Raw genomic sequence first — 16,736 nt, forward strand, 5'->3', positions numbered from 1 at the left:
GAAATGACGCCACGTTTCGTTTACCCGAACGTCAACGACGCTTGTATGGTGCAGGCATCGATCGCATCTCGGGGGCATAACAAGTCGAAAGTTTTCACCATGAGCCAGACCCTGATGACCATCCGCGAAATGTGCGACACGTTCGACGTGACACCGCGCACCCTTCGGTTCTACGAGACAAAGGAACTGCTTGCGCCGATCCGCGAAGGTCAGAAGCGGCTGTTCACGCGTCGGGATCGTGCCCGCCTGAAGCTGATCCTGCGCGGCAAGCGGTTCGGCTTCTCGCTCGAGGAAATCCGCCAGCTTCTGGATCTCTACAACCCCGAGGAACAGCACGAGACCCAACTGGTCAAGACGCTGGAAATGGGAGGCCGCCATCTGGCCGAACTCGAACGCCAGCACGCCGAACTCGAGATCGCGATGAACGAGCTGGAAGACCACCTGCGCTGGACGTCCGAACGACTGGCCGAACTGAACCGCCACGACGCCGCCTGACATCGGCTGACGCACCCCCGGAGGAAAAACAATGCCCACCTATTCCGCACCGACCAAGGACATGCAGTTCCTTCTGCACGAGGTTTTGAACGCCACCGGGTCGGGCATCGGGGGCTACGATGAACTGGATCGCGATTTTACATCCGCGATCCTGGAAGAGGCCGGGAAACTTGCCGAGAACGTGCTGGCACCGCTGAACGTCGTCGGCGACGAAGAAGGCTGCACCCTCGAAAACGGCACGGTGCACACTCCGACCGGCTTCAAGGGGGCCTATGACCAGATGCGCGAGGGTGGCTGGATCGGCCTCGATTGCGACCCCGCGTTCGGGGGTCAGGGAATGCCCTATCTGATGAACTCGGCGGTGGGCGAAATGTTCGTATCCGCCAACATGGCATTCAACATGTATCAGGGCCTGTCCCATGGCGCCTACAACGCCATCCACACCCATGGGACCGACGCACAGAAACAGACCTATCTGCCGAAACTTGTCGAAGGGTCGTGGTCGGGCACCATGAACCTGACCGAACCGCACTGTGGCACCGACCTGGGCCTGATCCGCACCAAGGCCGAACCCGCCGACGACGGCAGCTATCGCATCACCGGTCAGAAGATCTGGATCTCGGCCGGCGAACACGACCTGACCGACAACATCATCCACCTCGTTCTGGCGCGGATTCCCGGCGGCCCTGAGGGCGTCAAGGGCATCTCCCTGTTCATCGTGCCCAAGTTCCTGGTCAACGAAGACGGCAGCCTTGGCGCGCGCAACGACCTGTCCTGCGGCGGGCTGGAAAAGAAGATGGGGATCCACGGCAACGCCACCTGCGTGATGAACTATGACGGTGCCACCGGCTATCTCATCGGTGAGATGCACAAGGGCATGCGCGCGATGTTCACCATGATGAACGAAGCGCGCCTGGGCGTCGGCCTGCAAGGCTATGCCCAGGGGGTCGTCGCCTATCAGAACGCGCTGGGGTTCGCACTGGACCGTCTGCAGGGCCGCGCGGTCACCGGGGCCGAAGCACCGGACAAGCCCGCCGATCCGATCATCGTGCACCCCGACGTCCGCCGCAACCTGCTGCACCAGAAATCCTTCATCGAGGGCGCGCGCGCCTTCACGTTCTGGGGTGCGTCGCTGATCGACCGCGCCCACCGCAATGACGATGCCGAAGCCGAGGCGATGATCTCGCTGCTGACGCCGGTGCTGAAGGGGTTCCTGACCGACAAGGGATTCGAGACGACGGTGCTCGCGCAACAGACCCTTGGCGGTTCCGGCTTTACCCGGGAATGGGGCCTGGAGCAGTTCGTGCGCGATGCCCGCATCACCATGATCTATGAAGGAACGAACGGGATCCAGTCGCTCGACCTGGTGGGGCGGAAGCTGGGCCTGAACGGCGGCAAGACCGTGATGGCGTTCTTCGAGATGGTGAAAAGCTTCATCAAGGAGAACGAGGGCAATGCCGATCTGAAGTCCGGCTTCCTCGACCCGCTGAAGGCATCCAGCAAGGATCTTCAGGCCGCCGCCATGTATTTCATGCAGAACATGAAGAATCCGAACGACGCACTGTCGGGGTCTTACGACTTCATGCACCTGTTCGGGCATGTCTGCCTGGGACTGATGTGGGCGCGGATGGCAAAGGCGGCCATGGAAGGGCTGGAGACCGGCGATGGTGACGCCGAGTTCTACCGCACCAAGATTGCCACGGGCCGCTATTACATGGCGCGCCAACTGCCCGCCACGGCACTTCACCTGTCACGTATCCAGAGTGGCGGCGAAGTCGTGATGGACCTTGATGCGGCGCACTTCTGAAACCCACCCCCCAGGCGAAGCTCCGCCTCACCGCGCACCCCAGAACCGGAGGGACAGATGCCGAAACGCTTCAAGCTGACCAGGCGCTTTCCGATCGCCATGACGGAAGACGGTTATCGACGATTGAAACGCTTCGCCAACGACGCCGCGCTTGACGAGGGCGAAGCGCTGTCTTTCCTGTTCGAACATTTCGACAGCGTTACGAACAGCGAGAACCTGACCGCACGTCTGCGGCTGTTCAATTCTGATCTGGAAGCGCGCAAAAGATGACGGGGCACGCGTGTCGGATGTGGGACGCCTCCGGCGGGGGAGTATTTTTATCAGTAAGAAGCCCATGGGTGCGCCCTGCCGAAACCCTGGAACCTAATCCGTGACCTCATCGATCCGTCGGCAGGGCGACTTCTCACCGAGCGGTCATCGGCTCTCCAGCCTGTCCCGCAGCTTGATCATGGAGCATTAACGTTAATACTTCCCTACGGCCTGACTTCTTACTGACGGAAATACTCGACGGGGGTGCGGGGGTATCAAACCCCCGCTCCTGCGGCAGCATCGGGCATTGACCCGGCAGAAAACCACCGATGGCCGAACACGGGCAGACCGGCCCCGGCTCGCAAGGCACGATCCATCCGTTATCGGATACAAAGGAGACACAGATGACTGACGCCTATATCTATGACGCCGTCCGTTCACCGCGCGGCAAGGGGCGCGCCGACGGCAGCCTGCACGAGGTGACCAGCGTGCGTCTGTCGGCCCAGATCCTGAACGCGCTGAAGGATCGCAACGGCCTGGACGGTCATGCGGTCGAGGACGTGATCTGGGGCAATGTCACGCAGGTCGGCGAACAGGGCGGATGCCTTGCGCGCACCGCTGTTCTGGCGTCGGATCTGGATCAGTCCATCCCCGGTCTCGCCATCAACCGCTTTTGTGCCAGCGGCATGGAAGCCGTGAACCTTGCCGCCAACCAGATCCGTGGCGGCGCGGGCGACGCCTATATCGCGGGCGGGGTCGAGATGATGGGCCGTGTCCCCATGGGCAGCGACGGGGCCGCGATCGCCGTCGATCCGTCCGTCGCGATGGAGACCTATTTCGTGCCCCAGGGGATCAGCGCCGATATCATCGCCACCGAGTACGGTTTTTCGCGCGATGACGCCGACGCCCTGGCCGTCGAATCGCAGAAGCGTGCGGCGGCGGCCTGGGCCGACAACCGCTTTGCCAAGTCGATGGTCGAGGTCAAGGACATCAACGGTCTGTCGATCTTGGCGCGTGATGAATACATGCGCCCCGAAACCGACATGCAGAGCCTTGGCGCGCTGAAGCCCAGTTTCAAGGACATGGGCGAGGTGATGCCCGGATTCGACAAGATCGCGCTGATGAAATATCCGCACTTGGAACGCATCAACCACATCCATCATGCCGGCAACTCGTCGGGCATCGTCGACGGTTCGGCCGGTGTGCTGGTCGGATCGAAAGCATTTGGCGAGAAATACGGCCTGAAGCCCCGCGCCCGCATTCGTGCGACGGCCAAGATCGGGACCGACCCGACGATCATGCTGACCGGCCCGGTGCCGGTGACCGAGAAGATCCTGAAGGATCACGGCATGGCGATCGGCGACATCGACCTGTTCGAGGTGAACGAGGCGTTCGCTTCGGTCGTGCTGCGCTTCATGCAGCGGTTCGACGTCGATCCGGGTCACGTCAACGTCAACGGCGGGTCCATCGCCATGGGGCACCCTCTGGGCGCGACGGGAGCAATCATCATCGGCACCCTTCTGGACGAGTTGGAGCGTTCGGACCGCGAGGTCGGCCTGGCGACGCTCTGCATCGCGTCCGGCATGGGTGCCGCGACCATCATCGAGCGCGTTTGATGATCCGCACCGGAGGAACCCTGGTGTGATGAGTTGCGCCGCGTTCTTCGAGCGCCACGTCGCAAACTTCCGGGCCAAACGCTGGTCCGAGATGGTTGACGACTATGCCAGCCCGTTTGCCATCTACATCGGGGATGATATCGCCACCTTCCCGACCAAGGCGGATATCGTCCATGGGCTGGTCACCTATGACCGGATGCTGCGCCGGTTCGATATCGTGCGCGGTGTGCCCGTCATCGACATCCTGTCGCTGCCCCGCAGGGGGCGGCAGGTTGCCCATGTCACCTGGCATCACCTGGCCGCCGATGACCGGGTGATGCATCGGACGGTCAGCCGCTATTACCTGCGGCGCGACAGTGCCGGACGTTGCCAGATCCAGCTCATGGAATTCGAGAGCGGTGGGAAATCCCCAATTCCCGCCGCATTGATGCAGGAATTCGTGGCGGCATGACAGCCCGCCGATCTTTTCGGATCCTTTCGGGATCCCGCCTTGAACACCTCTTCACAGGAGATTCAGAATGACCGACTTCACCTATGACGTAGACGAGCAGGGCGTTGCCGTCATCACCTGGGACGCGCCGGGCAAATCGATGAACGTCCTGACCCGCGAGGCTTTCGACGTTGTCGAGGGTTTCATCGACGATGCCCTGGCCGACGATGCGGTCAAGGGGATCGTCATCACGTCGGGCAAGAAGGATTTTGCCGGCGGGATGGATCTGAACGTGCTGGCAACGATCCGCGCGGAAAGCGGCGACAATCCCGCACAGGGCCTGTTCGACTTCACCATGAACGGCCACCGGATCCTGCGCAAGATCGAACGCGCGGGAATGGATCCCAAGACCAACAAGGGCGGCAAGCCCGTCGCCTGCGCCATCAACGGCACCTGCGCCGGGATCGGCACGGAAATCGCGCTGGCCTGTCACCGCCGGTTCATGACCGACAATCCCAAGGCCAAGATCGGCCTGCCGGAAATCCTGTTGGGGATCTTTCCCGGCGCCGGTGGCACGACCCGGGTGTCGCGGATGATGGGCGCCATGGCGGCATCGCCGATCCTGCTGGAAGGCAAGATGATGGCGCCGTCGCAGGCGAAATCATCGGGGTTGGTCGACGCCGTCGTTGCCCATGACGACCTGCTGACCGAGGCCAAGGATTGGGTGCTGTCGGCCAAGGATTCCGACATCGTCAAGCCCTGGGACGTCAAGGGCTGGAAGATGCCCGGCGGCGCGCCCTATCATCCCGCCGGCTTCATGACGTTCGTCGGCGCGTCGGCGATGGTCAACGGCAAGACGCAGGGTGTCTATCCCGCGGCCAAGGCGCTGCTGTCGGCGGTTTACGAAGGCGCGATGGTGCCCTTTGACACCGCGTTGAAGATCGAGGCGCGGTATTTCACCAGCATCCTGATGAACCCCAGTTCATCCGCGATGATCCGCAGCCTGTTCATCAACAAGCAGGCGCTGGAAAAAGGCGCCAATCGTCCCGACGCCCCCGATCAGACGGTGAAGAAGGTCGGCGTCATGGGCGCGGGCATGATGGGCGCGGGGATCGCGCTGGTGTCGGCGCTTGCCGGGATCGAGGTCGTGCTGATCGACCAGAAGCAGGACAGTGCCGACAAGGGCAAAGCCCATGCCGCAGATTACATGGACAAGGGTATTTCGCGCAAAAAGGCGACCCCCGAGAAGAAGGAACAGGTGCTGTCCCTGATCACCGCCACCACGGATTACGAAGCCCTGAAAGGCTGCGATCTGGTGGTCGAGGCGGTGTTCGAGGATCCGGGCATCAAGGCCGAGGTGACGAAGGCGGTCGAGGCCGTGGTCGGCGACGATTGCATCTTTGCCACCAACACGTCGACCCTGCCGATTTCCGACCTGGCCAAGGCATCTGCGCGGCCAGCGAACTTCATCGGCATCCATTTCTTTTCCCCGGTGGAAAAGATGATGCTGGTCGAGATCATCCGGGGCGAACAGACCGGCGATATCGCGGTCGCCAAGGCGCTGGATTTCGTGCGCCAGATCCGCAAGACGCCCATCGTGGTGAATGACGCGCGGTTCTTCTATGCCAACCGCTGCATCATTCCCTATATCAACGAAGGCATCCGCATGGTGGCGGAAGGCGTCGCGCCGGCCCTGGTCGAAAACGCCGCCAAGATGCTGGGCTTTCCGCTGGGGCCGCTGCAACTGGTCGACGAAACCTCGATCGATCTGGGCGTGAAGATCGCCAAGGCCACACGGGCGGCCATGGGCGACGATTATCCCGATGGCGCAGTGGACGACGTCTTGTTCTGGATGGCCGATCAGGGCCGGATGGGGCGCAAGTCGGCCTCGGGGTTCTATGCCTATGACGACAAGGGCAAGCGCACCGGGTTGTGGAGCGGCCTGGGCGAACGCTTCGCCGTGGCCGAGGATCAGCCGGATCTGGCCGAAGTCCAGCATCGCCTGATGTTCGCGCAGGTGCTGGAAGCCGTGCGCGCGCTTGAAGAGGGCGTGCTGACCGACATCCGCGAAGGCGACGTCGGCGCGATCCTTGGCTGGGGCTTTGCGCCGTGGTCGGGCGGCCCGTTCAGCTGGCTCGACATCCTGGGGGCCGCGCGTGCGGTCGAACTCTGCGATGGGTTGAGCAAGGCGCATGGGGCGCGGTTCAAGGCGCCGGATCTGCTGCGCGACATGGCTGCATCCGGCGACACCTTTTATGGACGGTTCGCGTCCGACAAGGCCGCGGCGTGAGCGATCGGGTGCGGCGGCGTCAGGCCGTCGCGCCCATGGCCATCGCTTCGCGGTCGATCAGCTTTACCAGATCGCGTGACAGATCCATCGGCAACGTCACATAGGTCTGCGAACACTCGTCGCTCAGCAGACTTTCCAAACCGCGGCTTTTGTCCATCGGACAGAAGAACAATCCGCCGGAATTGACGAACACGACCTGATCGGCCGCGAAATGCAACGCGATGACGCTGTCGATCTCGCCGGGGGCGACACGTTCGATACCGCGGTGCCCTTCCAATGCCATGGCCGGCACCAGAACGAAGGGATCGCCGAACAGATCCTCGGCGCAATCCGCTTCCAGAAGCACGGGCTGTTCGGCCAGAACGATCATCGCTTCGGTGTTGCCGAGAACGCCGGCAGGCACCCGCAGCGGCCAGAGCTTTTTGGGGCAAGGTTCGAACACCGTGCAACGTTCGACCGAAACCACCTCGCGCAGACCGCAATCAAAGGTCAGCACCCGGTCACCCGGGATCACCGCTTCGACCGGGCGCCATCCGATCGACGTGGCCACACGGGTGCCCGCCGTCATCCCCAGGGATGGCAGAACGGCATGATCCCGATCGCGCCCCAAGGAGTGTTTCGCCTCGGTCCCGAACGGGCCGAAAAGTCTGGACGTGAAGTCGAGCATGCTGAGTCTCCGAGGGCGTGTCGCGCACGCCGGGCGTTAACCTTGTTCGCTCAACCATCATCCGTCGGTTGGACCGCATTGGGACACCATTGTGTCAAATGCTGGGTTAATCATTTCTTAACCCCGATGCGCACCAGCCTCAGAACCGATAACCGAACCGCGCGATATCCGCGGCACAGACGGCGGCCACGTGACGTTGCAGATCTTCATCGTAATACGAACGGTAATCGGCATGGCGGTCGGACCGGTTGACCGGCGCCAGCGGGCAGATCGCAAAGCCCAGGTGCGCCTCGAACGGGGCGATATCGCTGTCAAGGTTTTCCAGCCGCAGGAACAGCCGCTTGACCGGGCCGCCATCCGCGCGCGCGACATAGCTGTCATAGGGCGCCGCGCGGAACGATTGCACGATCATAGGATGGTAAAGGAAATCGGCGAAAGACAGTGTGCGTGACAGGCCGACGGCCGGGTGATCGAAGGTCTGCGCCTGCAACCAGTGATAATAGCTGACCATGCGGTCCCACGGATTGCGCACCAGCGTCACCACCAGCATGTCGTCCAGCACGCCATCCGCCAGCACCCCGTCGATGTCCGCAAGGGTCGAATGCTTCCACAACCGCCCGCGCGCCGTTAACCGCTTCAGCCGGTTGCGCCGCCGCCGGGCCTTGGGCGTGTCGCCGATCAGGATGTCGTCCTTCATCGCGCGGTCTTCCAGCGCAAGGGTTAGCGCGGTGCCACCTGTCTTGGGGACGTGGACAAAGATGAACCGGCGGCCGGGCGAAATGATCATGCCGCATGCTAGACCCGCGAAACCTCCGGGCCAAGCCCGGGCAGGCGTTGCAAAATCCGCTTTGAATCGCCGTGCGCCCCGGCGATACTGCGCCGGACACATGGATCGGAGAAGACGATGGGCTGGCTGAACGACGAAACGGGACTCGACCGGGTGGCCGCGAACCATGTCGCCCTCACGCCCCTGTCGCATCTCAACCGCGCTGCTGCCGTCTTTCCCGACCGCGAGGCGCTGGTTTACGGCGAACGACGCTGGAGCTATCGCGACTATCACGCCGACGTGTCGCGCTTTGCCGGCGCGTTGGCTGCGCTGGGTGTCGCCCCCGGCGACGTTGTCGCAACCGTCATCCCGAACCTGCCCGCACAGGCCATGGCGCATTTCGCCGTTCCGGCCGCCGGTGCGGTGCTGAACACGATCAACACGCGGCTGGAACCCGATACCGTCAGTTTCATCCTCGCCCATGGCGGCGCCAAGGTGGTATTGGTCGATACGCAGTTCCTGCCGATGGTCGAACAGGCGGTCGCGGCCTTGGACACCCCGGCGCCCCGCATCGTCGAAGTGCCGGATCCGCAGGCCGGATACCCCGAAACCGGCCGCCACCTGACGTTCGATGCACTTCTGGCGATGGGGGCGGCGGATACGCCGTGGATCATGCCCACCGATGAATGGGAGAGCCTCGCGCTCAACTATACATCGGGCACCACGGGGCGGCCCAAGGGCGTGGTTTGTCATCATCGCGGCTCATACCTGATGACCATGGGCACGGTGGTGTCGTGGCGGATGACCCTGTATCCCCGCCTGCTGACGATCGTGCCGCTGTTTCACTGCAACAGCTGGAACCACGTCTGGATGATCCCCGTGCTGGGTGGCTGTGTCGTCTGCTGCCGCGACATCACGGCAAAGGCGATCTATGACGCCATCGCCGATGAACAGGTCGGCTTTTTCGGCGGTGCGCCCATCGTGCTGAACATGATCGTCAACGCCCGCCCCGAAGAACGCCGCGCCTTCGACCACAAGATCGAGATCTTCACCGCCGGCGCCCCGCCCGCCGCTGTCACCCTTGGCAAGATCGAGGAACTGGGTTTCAACGTCACCCATGTCTATGGTCTGACCGAAACCTATGGTCACGTCACCGAATGCACATGGAACGATGGCGTCTGGGACGGGTTGGACCATGACGCGCGTGCCACCCTCAAGGCGCGCCAGGGGGTTGCGATGCCGATGATGGAACACATCACCGTAATGGATGAAAACATGGTGGAAACCCCCGCCGACGGCACGACGCAGGGTGAAATCATGATGCGGGGCAATTCGGTGATGAAAGGCTATTACCGCAACCCCGAGGCAACGCGCGAGGCGCTGCGCGGCGGTTATTTCCATTCGGGCGATTTGGCCGTGCGCCATCCCGACGGCTATCTTCAGATCGTCGATCGCGCCAAGGACATCATCATCTCGGGCGGTGAGAACGTCAGCTCGGTCGAAATCGAAGGTGCGTTGATGCACCATCCCGATGTGTCGCTCTGCGCCGTCGTGGCCAAGCCCGACGACAAATGGGGCGAGGTGCCCTGTGCCTTTGTCGAACTGAAGCCGGGTGCCACGGGCGACGAGGCGGCGATGATCGCCTTCGTCAAATCCCGACTGGCCGGGTTCAAGACGCCCAAGCGCGTGATTTTCATCGAGCTTCCCAAGACCTCGACCGGCAAGATCCAGAAATTCGCCCTGCGCGAGACGGCCAAGGCTCTTTGACCACGCGTTTCACCCTGTCCTCGGCCATTGCCGCGCCCGCGCCACTGCCCTACCCTCGGCCCAACGATAAGAACGAGGCAGCGGCCCGGGCCAGCATGCGCAGATGACAGCACTCAGCGAATATCAACGGCTTGAAACGACAGGCATCTGGCGCTCGGGGCCCATGGCCCAGCGGCGCGACGTGGTCGTGACCATCGGCGATGCCACGCTGGCGATCTATGACATGAAAGACACCGCCCTGGCCCACTGGTCATTGGCCGCCATCGAACGCGCCAATCCCGGGCAGCGCCCGGCGTTGTTCATCCCCGGCGCCGACGCCGACGAGATTCTCGAGATCGACGACGAGACGATGATCGACGCGATCGAGCGTGTGCGCGCCGCGGTCGAACGCAGCCGTCCGCGCGAGGGGCGACTGCGCTATTACCTCACGGCCGCGGCGGTCTTGACGATTACCGCGTTGGCTCTGTTCTGGCTTCCCGGCGCGATGATCCGCCACACGGTTCGCGTCGTGCCCGATGCCAGCCGGGCCGATATCGGGGCCACCATGCTGGAAACGATCCAGCGGGTCGCGGGCCGCCCCTGCGCCGCCCCCGGCAGCGAAACCACTTTGAACGCGCTGTCGGACCGGGTTCTGGGCCGCAAGCCCGTGCGCCTTGTGGTGTTGTCGCGCGGGGTCGGTTTCGCCGAACACCTGCCCGGCGGTTACATCCTGTTGAACCGCGCGCTGATCGAGGATTTCGAGGGGCCGACCCCGGTGGCGGGGTTCATCCTGGCCGAGGATACCCGTGCGATGCAGACCGATCCGCTGGAGCGGTTGTTGCTGAAGACCGGGCCGATGACGGCGTTCCGGCTGTTGACCACCGGCGCGCTGCCGGTCGAAACGCTGGAAACCTATGCCGAATCTCTATTGCTGACCCCACCCGCGCCGATCGAGGATGACGTGCTTCTGGCGCGCTTCGCCGAGGCCGGGATACCGTCGACGCCCTATGCCTATGCGCTGGACGTTTCCGGCGAAGACACCTTGCCCCTGATTGAGGGCGATCCGGTGCGCCCCGACCTGGCGCGCCCGATCATGGATGATGGCACCTGGGTCGCGCTTCAGGCGATCTGCGGCGAGTGATCGGCAAGCCCCGGCCCCGCACGGCAGGGCCCGGGCCATTCGTCCTGCGTCCGCCGGCGCCCCTCAGTTGCGCGCAAACGCGTCGTGGAACCCGGCGCGTCGGACCGCGGCCAACCCGTCTTGCGTCTGGCGCGCATCCGCAAACGGCCCCGCCAGGACGATCTGCAACTGTCGCCCGCCGCGCTGGATCGTCTGGGTGCGCACGGGCAGGCCGGCGTTCTGCAACCGGGCAACCGTGCGGCCGGCGTTCGCCGCATCGCCGAACGTGCCCGCCTGGACATACCGCTTGCCGGGCACCGCCTGCGGCGCGGGGGCGGCCGTTCTGACCGCGGTCTGCACGCGCGGCGCGGCCGCCTTGCGCGGCGCCGATTTCGTCGACAGTGTCACGTGACCCGAGCGGGTTTCCTGCAGGCGGCTCTTGGCGACGATCATCCGTTGGCCGTTGACCTGAACGGTGACGTGCTGTCCCCCGGCAAGGTCACGCTTCTGGCGCCCGTAATCGGTGTAGGGATAGATCAGGTAATTGTAATCGCGCGTGACATCCTTGCCGGTGCTGCGATCGACCAGGCGGCGCGGCACGGTCTGGGTCCAGATCAGCGCGGTCTGCAACGCCCCCGACAAAAGCTGCTTGCCCCGGTGGGGGTTCAGCCGTCCGTCATCCCAGGCCTCGACATAGCCCTTCGGCGTGACGACGGGTGGGATCGGGGGCGCCGACAACGGCGTGCCGACCGCATAGCGTCCGGTCGCCGCCGCCGTCTCGAAACGCGGCAACGTGCCGTATGTCCCGGGTGCCACGTGGGCATGGCCCGCGCCGCCGCGGATCAGGGTGGCGTTCCCGGTCAGCGGGATCTGATAGGGCTGGATGCGGGGCGCCGGCGCGCGCGGCGCCGCGGCGGTCCTGATCACCGTGCGGGGCGCGACGGGCGTGGCCATGGGGCGCGCCGGAACCGACGATGCTGTGCGCACCGGGGCCGGCGGCGTGACCACCGGATCGGGGATGACCGGAACCTGGGCGGCGGCGGTGCGTGTGGGTTGAAGACCGCACAGCACTTCGCGTTTGCGGCTGACGCGGGGCACCCATGTCACCGCGGCGTCGGTGCCGACACGGATATAGACACAACCCCGGCTGTCGACATACTGGCGGCCCCTGAAGCTGGACGGCGGTATCTCGGCCGGTTGATCATAGGCTGAAATCTTCTGTGCCGTGACCGGGCCTGCGCCCAGAGCAGCGGCAGAAAACACTGCGGCCGACAGCAGACCGGCGACGGTGGAAAATCTTTTCATCATGTCCCCCCAGACATTATATGGTGTCAGAATCACCGGTTTCGCCCCTCGCGTAAAGGGGCAATCGCGTCACTTGGTGCCGAACATCCGGTCACCGGCATCGCCAAGGCCCGGCACGATATAGCCGTTCTCGTCCAGCGAATCGTCCAGCGCGGCGGTGACGATGGGCACGTCGGGGTGGGCCTCTTTCATGCGCGCGACACCTTCGGGGGACGCCAGCAGGCACAGAAAGCGGATATCGGTCGCGCCCGCCGCCTTCAGCAGATCGATCGCCGCCACCGACGAATTGCCGGTGGCCAGCATCGGATCGACCGCGATCACCAACCGCTCGTCCAGCTTTTCGGGCAGCTTGCAGTAATACTGCACGGGTTTCAGCGTCTTTTCATCCCGATACAGCCCGACAAAACCGACCCGCGCCGACGGCACCAGTTCCAGGATGCCGTCCAGCAACCCGTTGCCCGCCCGCAGGATCGACACCAGCGCCAGCTTGCGACCGTCCAGAACCGGCGCGTCCATCTCGCAGATCGGCGTCTCGATCCGCTGGGTGGTCAGCGTCAGGGTACGCGTGACCTCATAGGCCAGAAGTTGCGAGATCTCGCGCAGCAACTGGCGGAACAGGGCGGTTGACGTTTCCTTCTGGCGCATCAGCGTCAGCTTGTGCTGCACCAGCGGGTGACGGACGAGGGTGAAATGATCGGTCATCGTGTCTCCAGTCGTTTGAGGATCCGCGCGCGGGTGTCGGCATCGCAGAAGGCGGCATCGGCCGAGGTGCGTTCGATCTGTTCGAACACGTCCTCGTCCCAGTCGAAGGTTTCGGCCAGCCGGTCGTATTCGTGCGTCATCGTGGTGTGAAAGAACGGCGGATCGTCGGTGGACACGGTGACCTTGACGCCGCGCGCACGCAGCTTTTCGATGGGGTGCGCGCGCCAGTCCGGATAGACGCCCAGCGCGATGTTCGATCCGGGACAGACCTCCAGAACGATACCGTCCTCGGCCAGACGGTCGACCAGCGCGAGGTCTTCGATGGCCCGCACCCCGTGACCGATCCGCGACACGCCCAGGTCCAGCGCGTCGCGCACCGATTGCGGCCCACCCCATTCACCGGCATGGGCCGTCAGGTGCAGACCGGCCTCGCGGGCCATGTCGAACGACCATCGGAAATCCTTCAGGGCGCCGGCGTTTTCATCGCCGCCGATGCCGAACCCGACGATCCAGTCGCCCGCCGTTTCGGCGGCACAGCGCGCGGTCTGGCGGGCCTTGTCGGGGCCGAAATGCCGGATGCAGGTGACGATACCGCGCAGCACGATGCCGTCGGCACGTTCGGCCGCCTCCGCCGCCTCGCGGATCGCGTGCAGGTATTCGCGCCACGCGCCGACATCCCGGCCCCCGCAGAAATCGGGCGACAGGAAGGTTTCGGCATAGATCACCCCGTGCTCGGCACATTCGGCCAGAACCGCACGGGTCAGGCGGGAGTAATCCTCGGGCGTTTTCAGAACCGAGGTCGCCGCCTCGTAGACACGCAGGAAATCGACGAAACCGTCATAGGCGTAATTGCCGCGTTCATCGAAGATGCGCGCGATGTCGACGGACTTCTCGCGGGCCAGGCCGCGGATGAACGCCGGCGGTGCCGCGCCCTCGTGGTGCAGGTGCAATTCGATCTTCGGGCGTGCGCCATGGCTCACAACAGGGTCCTTCCGCGTTTCAGGGTTGCACCCATGTGGGCGGCGACGGTCGCACCGACATCGACAAAGCCGCAATGGCCCAACGGCTTTGTCCCCTGCCCCGCGATCAGCACCGGCACCCGTTCACGGGTGTGTTCCGTGCCATGAAATGTCGGATCGTTGCCGTGATCGGCGGTGATCACCAGCAGATCGCCATCGCGCATCCGCGTCAGCAGGTCCGGCAGCGCGGCGTCGAACCATTCAAGATGCCGGGCATATCCGGCGACATCGCGGCGATGGCCATACTGGCTGTCGAATTCCACGAGGTTGGCGAAGATCAGGGATCCGTCCGCGGCGCTGTCCATGCGGGCTTTCAGCGCCTCGAGCAGCGCGGCATCCGGTCCCGTTTTGACGGTATCGATCCCCTGCATCGAGAAGATGTCGCCGATCTTGCCGATGGCATGGACCGTCCCGCCCACCGCCTGCACCGCATCGCACAGCGACGGTTCGGGCAATGCGATGGCATAGTCGTGGCGGTTGGCGGTGCGCACGAACCCCTGTTCTGCGCTGCCCGTGAAGGGCCGCGCGATCACGCGCCCCAGCTTGATCGCATGCAGGTGCGGCGCCAGGTCGGCGCAGAGCTTCAGCAGGCGATCCAGACCGAAAGCCTCTTCATGGGCGGCGATCTGCAACACCGAATCTGCCGAGGTATAGCAGATGGGGAAGCCGGTTTTCACATGCTCGGCGCCCAGACGCTCGATGATGTCGGTGCCCGAGGCGTGGCAGTTGCCGAGGATCGCATCGGTGCTGGCCAGCCGGGCGATCAGCGCGGACAGGTCCGGCGGAAAGGCCGGTGTCGTGTCGGGGAACGTGTGCCACTCCCACGGCACCGGAACACCCGCCAGTTCCCAATGCCCGGACGGCGTGTCCTTGCCCCGCGACACTTCGGTCGCGGCCCCCCAGCACCCGGTCGCAATCGCCGTAAGTCCCGGCGTCTCGACCCCCGATGCCAGACGGATCGCCGCGCCAAGCCCCAGCGCGTCGAGGTTGGGCACATGCAGCGGGCCCTGCCGCCCCTCGTCGGCGTCGCCGGCGGCACAGGCGGCGACGATATGACCCAGGGTATTGGCCCCCGCATCGCCGAAGTCGGCCGCATCGGGCGCGCCGCCGCAGCCCACGGAATCCAGCACGATCAGGATGGCGCGGCTCATGGCGTGGTCCTTTCGATGGGTGGCGCTGTTGCGCGGACCTGAAGATGTTGGATGACGCGAATTATTGCAAGACCTCGTGGATCAGCGGCTGGGTCGTGCCGGGCGGCTCATCCTCCAGCCGAAACGCCGCCTGAACCTCGTGGATCGCACGGGCGGCGTCGGTGTCATCACGGGCATGCACCCGGGCAAGCGGTTCACCCTGTTTCACCGGCCGGTTCAACCGCACGATCCGATCCAGCCCGACCGCGGGATCGATCGGGTCGCCCACGTCGATCCGCCCGCCGCCCAGCGCGACGACCGTCTGTCCCAGCGCCTGGCCGTCGATGGCCGTCACCCAGCCGTCGCGCGGCGCGGCAACATCGCGCACCACCGGCGCGACCGGAAGATGGCGGCAGGGGTCGTCCAGCACATCGGCGGGACCACCCATGGCCGCGATCATCCGCCCCAGGCGTTCGGCAGCGGCCCCCGAGGCGATCGTCCGTTTCATCGCGGCAATCCCTGCCCGATCGTCATCGGCCATCCCGGCCAGGGTCAGCGCCTGCGCCCCGAGACGGTTCACCAGATCCATCAGATCCGACGGATCGCCGCGCCCGGCAATGGCATCCAGCACGAAGCGCACCTCAAGCGCATTGCCGCAGGCCGGCGCCAGCGGCTGGTTCATGTCGCTGATCAGCGCGTCACAGGCACATCCGGCCCCCCGCGCGGTATCGACCAGCGCGCGCGCCAGCGCCCGTGCCGCCGGCACATCGGCCATGAAGGCCCCCGATCCGGCCTTCACGTCCAGCACCAGCGTATCGATCCCCCCGGCCAGCTTTTTCGACAGGATCGACGCCACGATCAGATCCAGAGACTCGACCGTGCCGGTCACGTCGCGGATCGCGTAAAGCCGCCGGTCGGCCGGGGCAAGGCGCGTGGTGGCCGACACGATGGCACAGCCGACCTCACCCACCACGGCGCGAAACCGCGCCTCGTCCAGGTCGGTGGACAGGCCCGGGATCGATTCCAGCTTGTCCAGCGTGCCGCCCGTATGGCCCAACCCCCGCCCCGAGATCATTGGAACGTAACAGCCGAGGGACGCCAGGGCCGGCGCGAGGATCAGCGATACCGGATCACCGACACCGCCCGTCGAGTGTTTGTCGACCACCGGCCCCGGCAAATCCCAGGTCATCACGTCGCCGCTGTCGCGCATGCCCATGGTCAGGGCCACCGCCCCGCCATCGCCCAGACCGTTCAGGCAGGCCGCCATGGCAAAGGCCCCCGCCTGCGCATCACTGACCGTGCCATCGGCCAGACCGGCGGCAAAGGCGCGCAGGGCATCGGCCGACGGCGCGCGCCCCGCCCTGAGATCCGAGATCAGCGCGCGGGCGTCCACG

The 16,736-nt window shown here is 64.8% G+C and carries 15 protein-coding genes; 8 read left to right on the forward strand and 7 right to left on the reverse strand.

Features of this window, described 5'->3' with window-relative positions; all coding sequences use genetic code 11:
* The first annotated feature begins 99 nt into the window (after window positions 1-99).
* The 6 genes from CFP68_RS10325 (at window position 100) to CFP68_RS10350 (ending at window position 6,887) form a co-directional block, all read left to right on the forward strand.
* Complete coding sequence (locus CFP68_RS10325) at window positions 100-495, forward strand: MerR family transcriptional regulator (RefSeq protein ID WP_099826823.1); 396 nt, start codon at window positions 100-102, stop codon at window positions 493-495.
* A gap of 31 nt (window positions 496-526) precedes the next feature.
* The gene (locus tag CFP68_RS10330; RefSeq protein WP_099826824.1) at window positions 527-2,302 is read left to right on the forward strand and encodes an acyl-CoA dehydrogenase C-terminal domain-containing protein; all 1,776 of its coding nucleotides are present in this window, start codon (window positions 527-529) and stop codon (window positions 2,300-2,302) included.
* 57 nt (window positions 2,303-2,359) lie between these two features.
* Window positions 2,360-2,572 carry a hypothetical protein gene (locus tag CFP68_RS10335; protein WP_099826825.1) on the forward strand — a complete coding sequence of 71 codons (213 nt, stop codon included), beginning with the start codon at window positions 2,360-2,362 and terminating at the stop codon, window positions 2,570-2,572.
* A 383-nt stretch (window positions 2,573-2,955) separates the two neighbouring features.
* Window positions 2,956-4,167 (forward strand): acetyl-CoA C-acetyltransferase, encoded by a 1,212-nt coding sequence (locus CFP68_RS10340; RefSeq protein WP_099826887.1) that lies wholly within the window; start codon window positions 2,956-2,958, stop codon window positions 4,165-4,167.
* A 25-nt stretch (window positions 4,168-4,192) separates the two neighbouring features.
* The gene (locus CFP68_RS10345) at window positions 4,193-4,618 is read left to right on the forward strand and encodes a hypothetical protein (RefSeq protein WP_158234154.1); all 426 of its coding nucleotides are present in this window, start codon (window positions 4,193-4,195) and stop codon (window positions 4,616-4,618) included.
* 67 nt (window positions 4,619-4,685) lie between these two features.
* Window positions 4,686-6,887: a 3-hydroxyacyl-CoA dehydrogenase NAD-binding domain-containing protein gene (locus CFP68_RS10350; RefSeq protein ID WP_099826827.1), complete on the forward strand. Its 2,202-nt coding sequence runs from the start codon at window positions 4,686-4,688 to the stop codon at window positions 6,885-6,887.
* A 19-nt stretch (window positions 6,888-6,906) separates the two neighbouring features.
* Here CFP68_RS10350 and CFP68_RS10355 read toward each other — a convergent pair whose 3' ends face one another.
* Together CFP68_RS10355 and CFP68_RS10360 are read right to left on the reverse strand one after the other, a co-directional pair.
* Window positions 6,907-7,554 carry a Hint domain-containing protein gene (locus tag CFP68_RS10355; RefSeq protein ID WP_099826828.1) on the reverse strand — a complete coding sequence of 216 codons (648 nt, stop codon included), beginning with the start codon at window positions 7,552-7,554 and terminating at the stop codon, window positions 6,907-6,909.
* A 139-nt stretch (window positions 7,555-7,693) separates the two neighbouring features.
* The gene (locus CFP68_RS10360) at window positions 7,694-8,341 is read right to left on the reverse strand and encodes a sulfotransferase family 2 domain-containing protein (protein ID WP_099826829.1); all 648 of its coding nucleotides are present in this window, start codon (window positions 8,339-8,341) and stop codon (window positions 7,694-7,696) included.
* Window positions 8,342-8,458: 117 nt separating this feature from the next.
* Here CFP68_RS10360 and CFP68_RS10365 point away from each other — a divergent pair, with 117 nt between their 5' ends.
* Window positions 8,459-10,087: an AMP-binding protein gene (locus tag CFP68_RS10365; RefSeq protein WP_099826830.1), complete on the forward strand. Its 1,629-nt coding sequence runs from the start codon at window positions 8,459-8,461 to the stop codon at window positions 10,085-10,087.
* A 103-nt stretch (window positions 10,088-10,190) separates the two neighbouring features.
* Window positions 10,191-11,207 carry a hypothetical protein gene (locus tag CFP68_RS10370; RefSeq protein WP_099826831.1) on the forward strand — a complete coding sequence of 339 codons (1,017 nt, stop codon included), beginning with the start codon at window positions 10,191-10,193 and terminating at the stop codon, window positions 11,205-11,207.
* A gap of 63 nt (window positions 11,208-11,270) precedes the next feature.
* On the opposite strand, the gene CFP68_RS10375 is transcribed toward CFP68_RS10370, so the two are convergent.
* The 5 genes from CFP68_RS10375 to CFP68_RS10395 all read right to left on the reverse strand — a co-directional run bounded on the left by CFP68_RS10375 (window position 11,271) and on the right by CFP68_RS10395 (window position 16,735).
* Entirely contained in the window at window positions 11,271-12,491 is a 1,221-nt protein-coding gene (locus CFP68_RS10375; protein ID WP_158234155.1) for an SPOR domain-containing protein, read from the reverse strand.
* 69 nt (window positions 12,492-12,560) lie between these two features.
* Window positions 12,561-13,193 (reverse strand): uracil phosphoribosyltransferase, encoded by a 633-nt coding sequence (gene upp / locus CFP68_RS10380; RefSeq protein WP_099826833.1) that lies wholly within the window; start codon window positions 13,191-13,193, stop codon window positions 12,561-12,563.
* A complete protein-coding gene (locus CFP68_RS10385; protein WP_099826834.1) occupies window positions 13,190-14,173 on the reverse strand; it encodes an adenosine deaminase in 984 nt (327 codons plus the stop codon). Before CFP68_RS10385 ends, upp begins: the two co-directional genes overlap by 4 nt.
* Window positions 14,170-15,363: a phosphopentomutase gene (locus CFP68_RS10390; RefSeq protein ID WP_099826835.1), complete on the reverse strand. Its 1,194-nt coding sequence runs from the start codon at window positions 15,361-15,363 to the stop codon at window positions 14,170-14,172. The genes CFP68_RS10385 and CFP68_RS10390 overlap by 4 nt, the downstream gene beginning before the upstream one ends.
* 61 nt (window positions 15,364-15,424) lie before the next feature.
* Window positions 15,425-16,735: a thymidine phosphorylase gene (locus CFP68_RS10395; protein WP_099826836.1), complete on the reverse strand. Its 1,311-nt coding sequence runs from the start codon at window positions 16,733-16,735 to the stop codon at window positions 15,425-15,427.
* Between the last annotated feature and the right edge of the window lies 1 nt (window position 16,736).

The sequence above is a fragment of the Oceaniglobus indicus genome (genome assembly GCF_002751875.1).
Taxonomy (GTDB): Bacteria; Pseudomonadota; Alphaproteobacteria; order Rhodobacterales; family Rhodobacteraceae; genus Oceaniglobus; species Oceaniglobus indicus.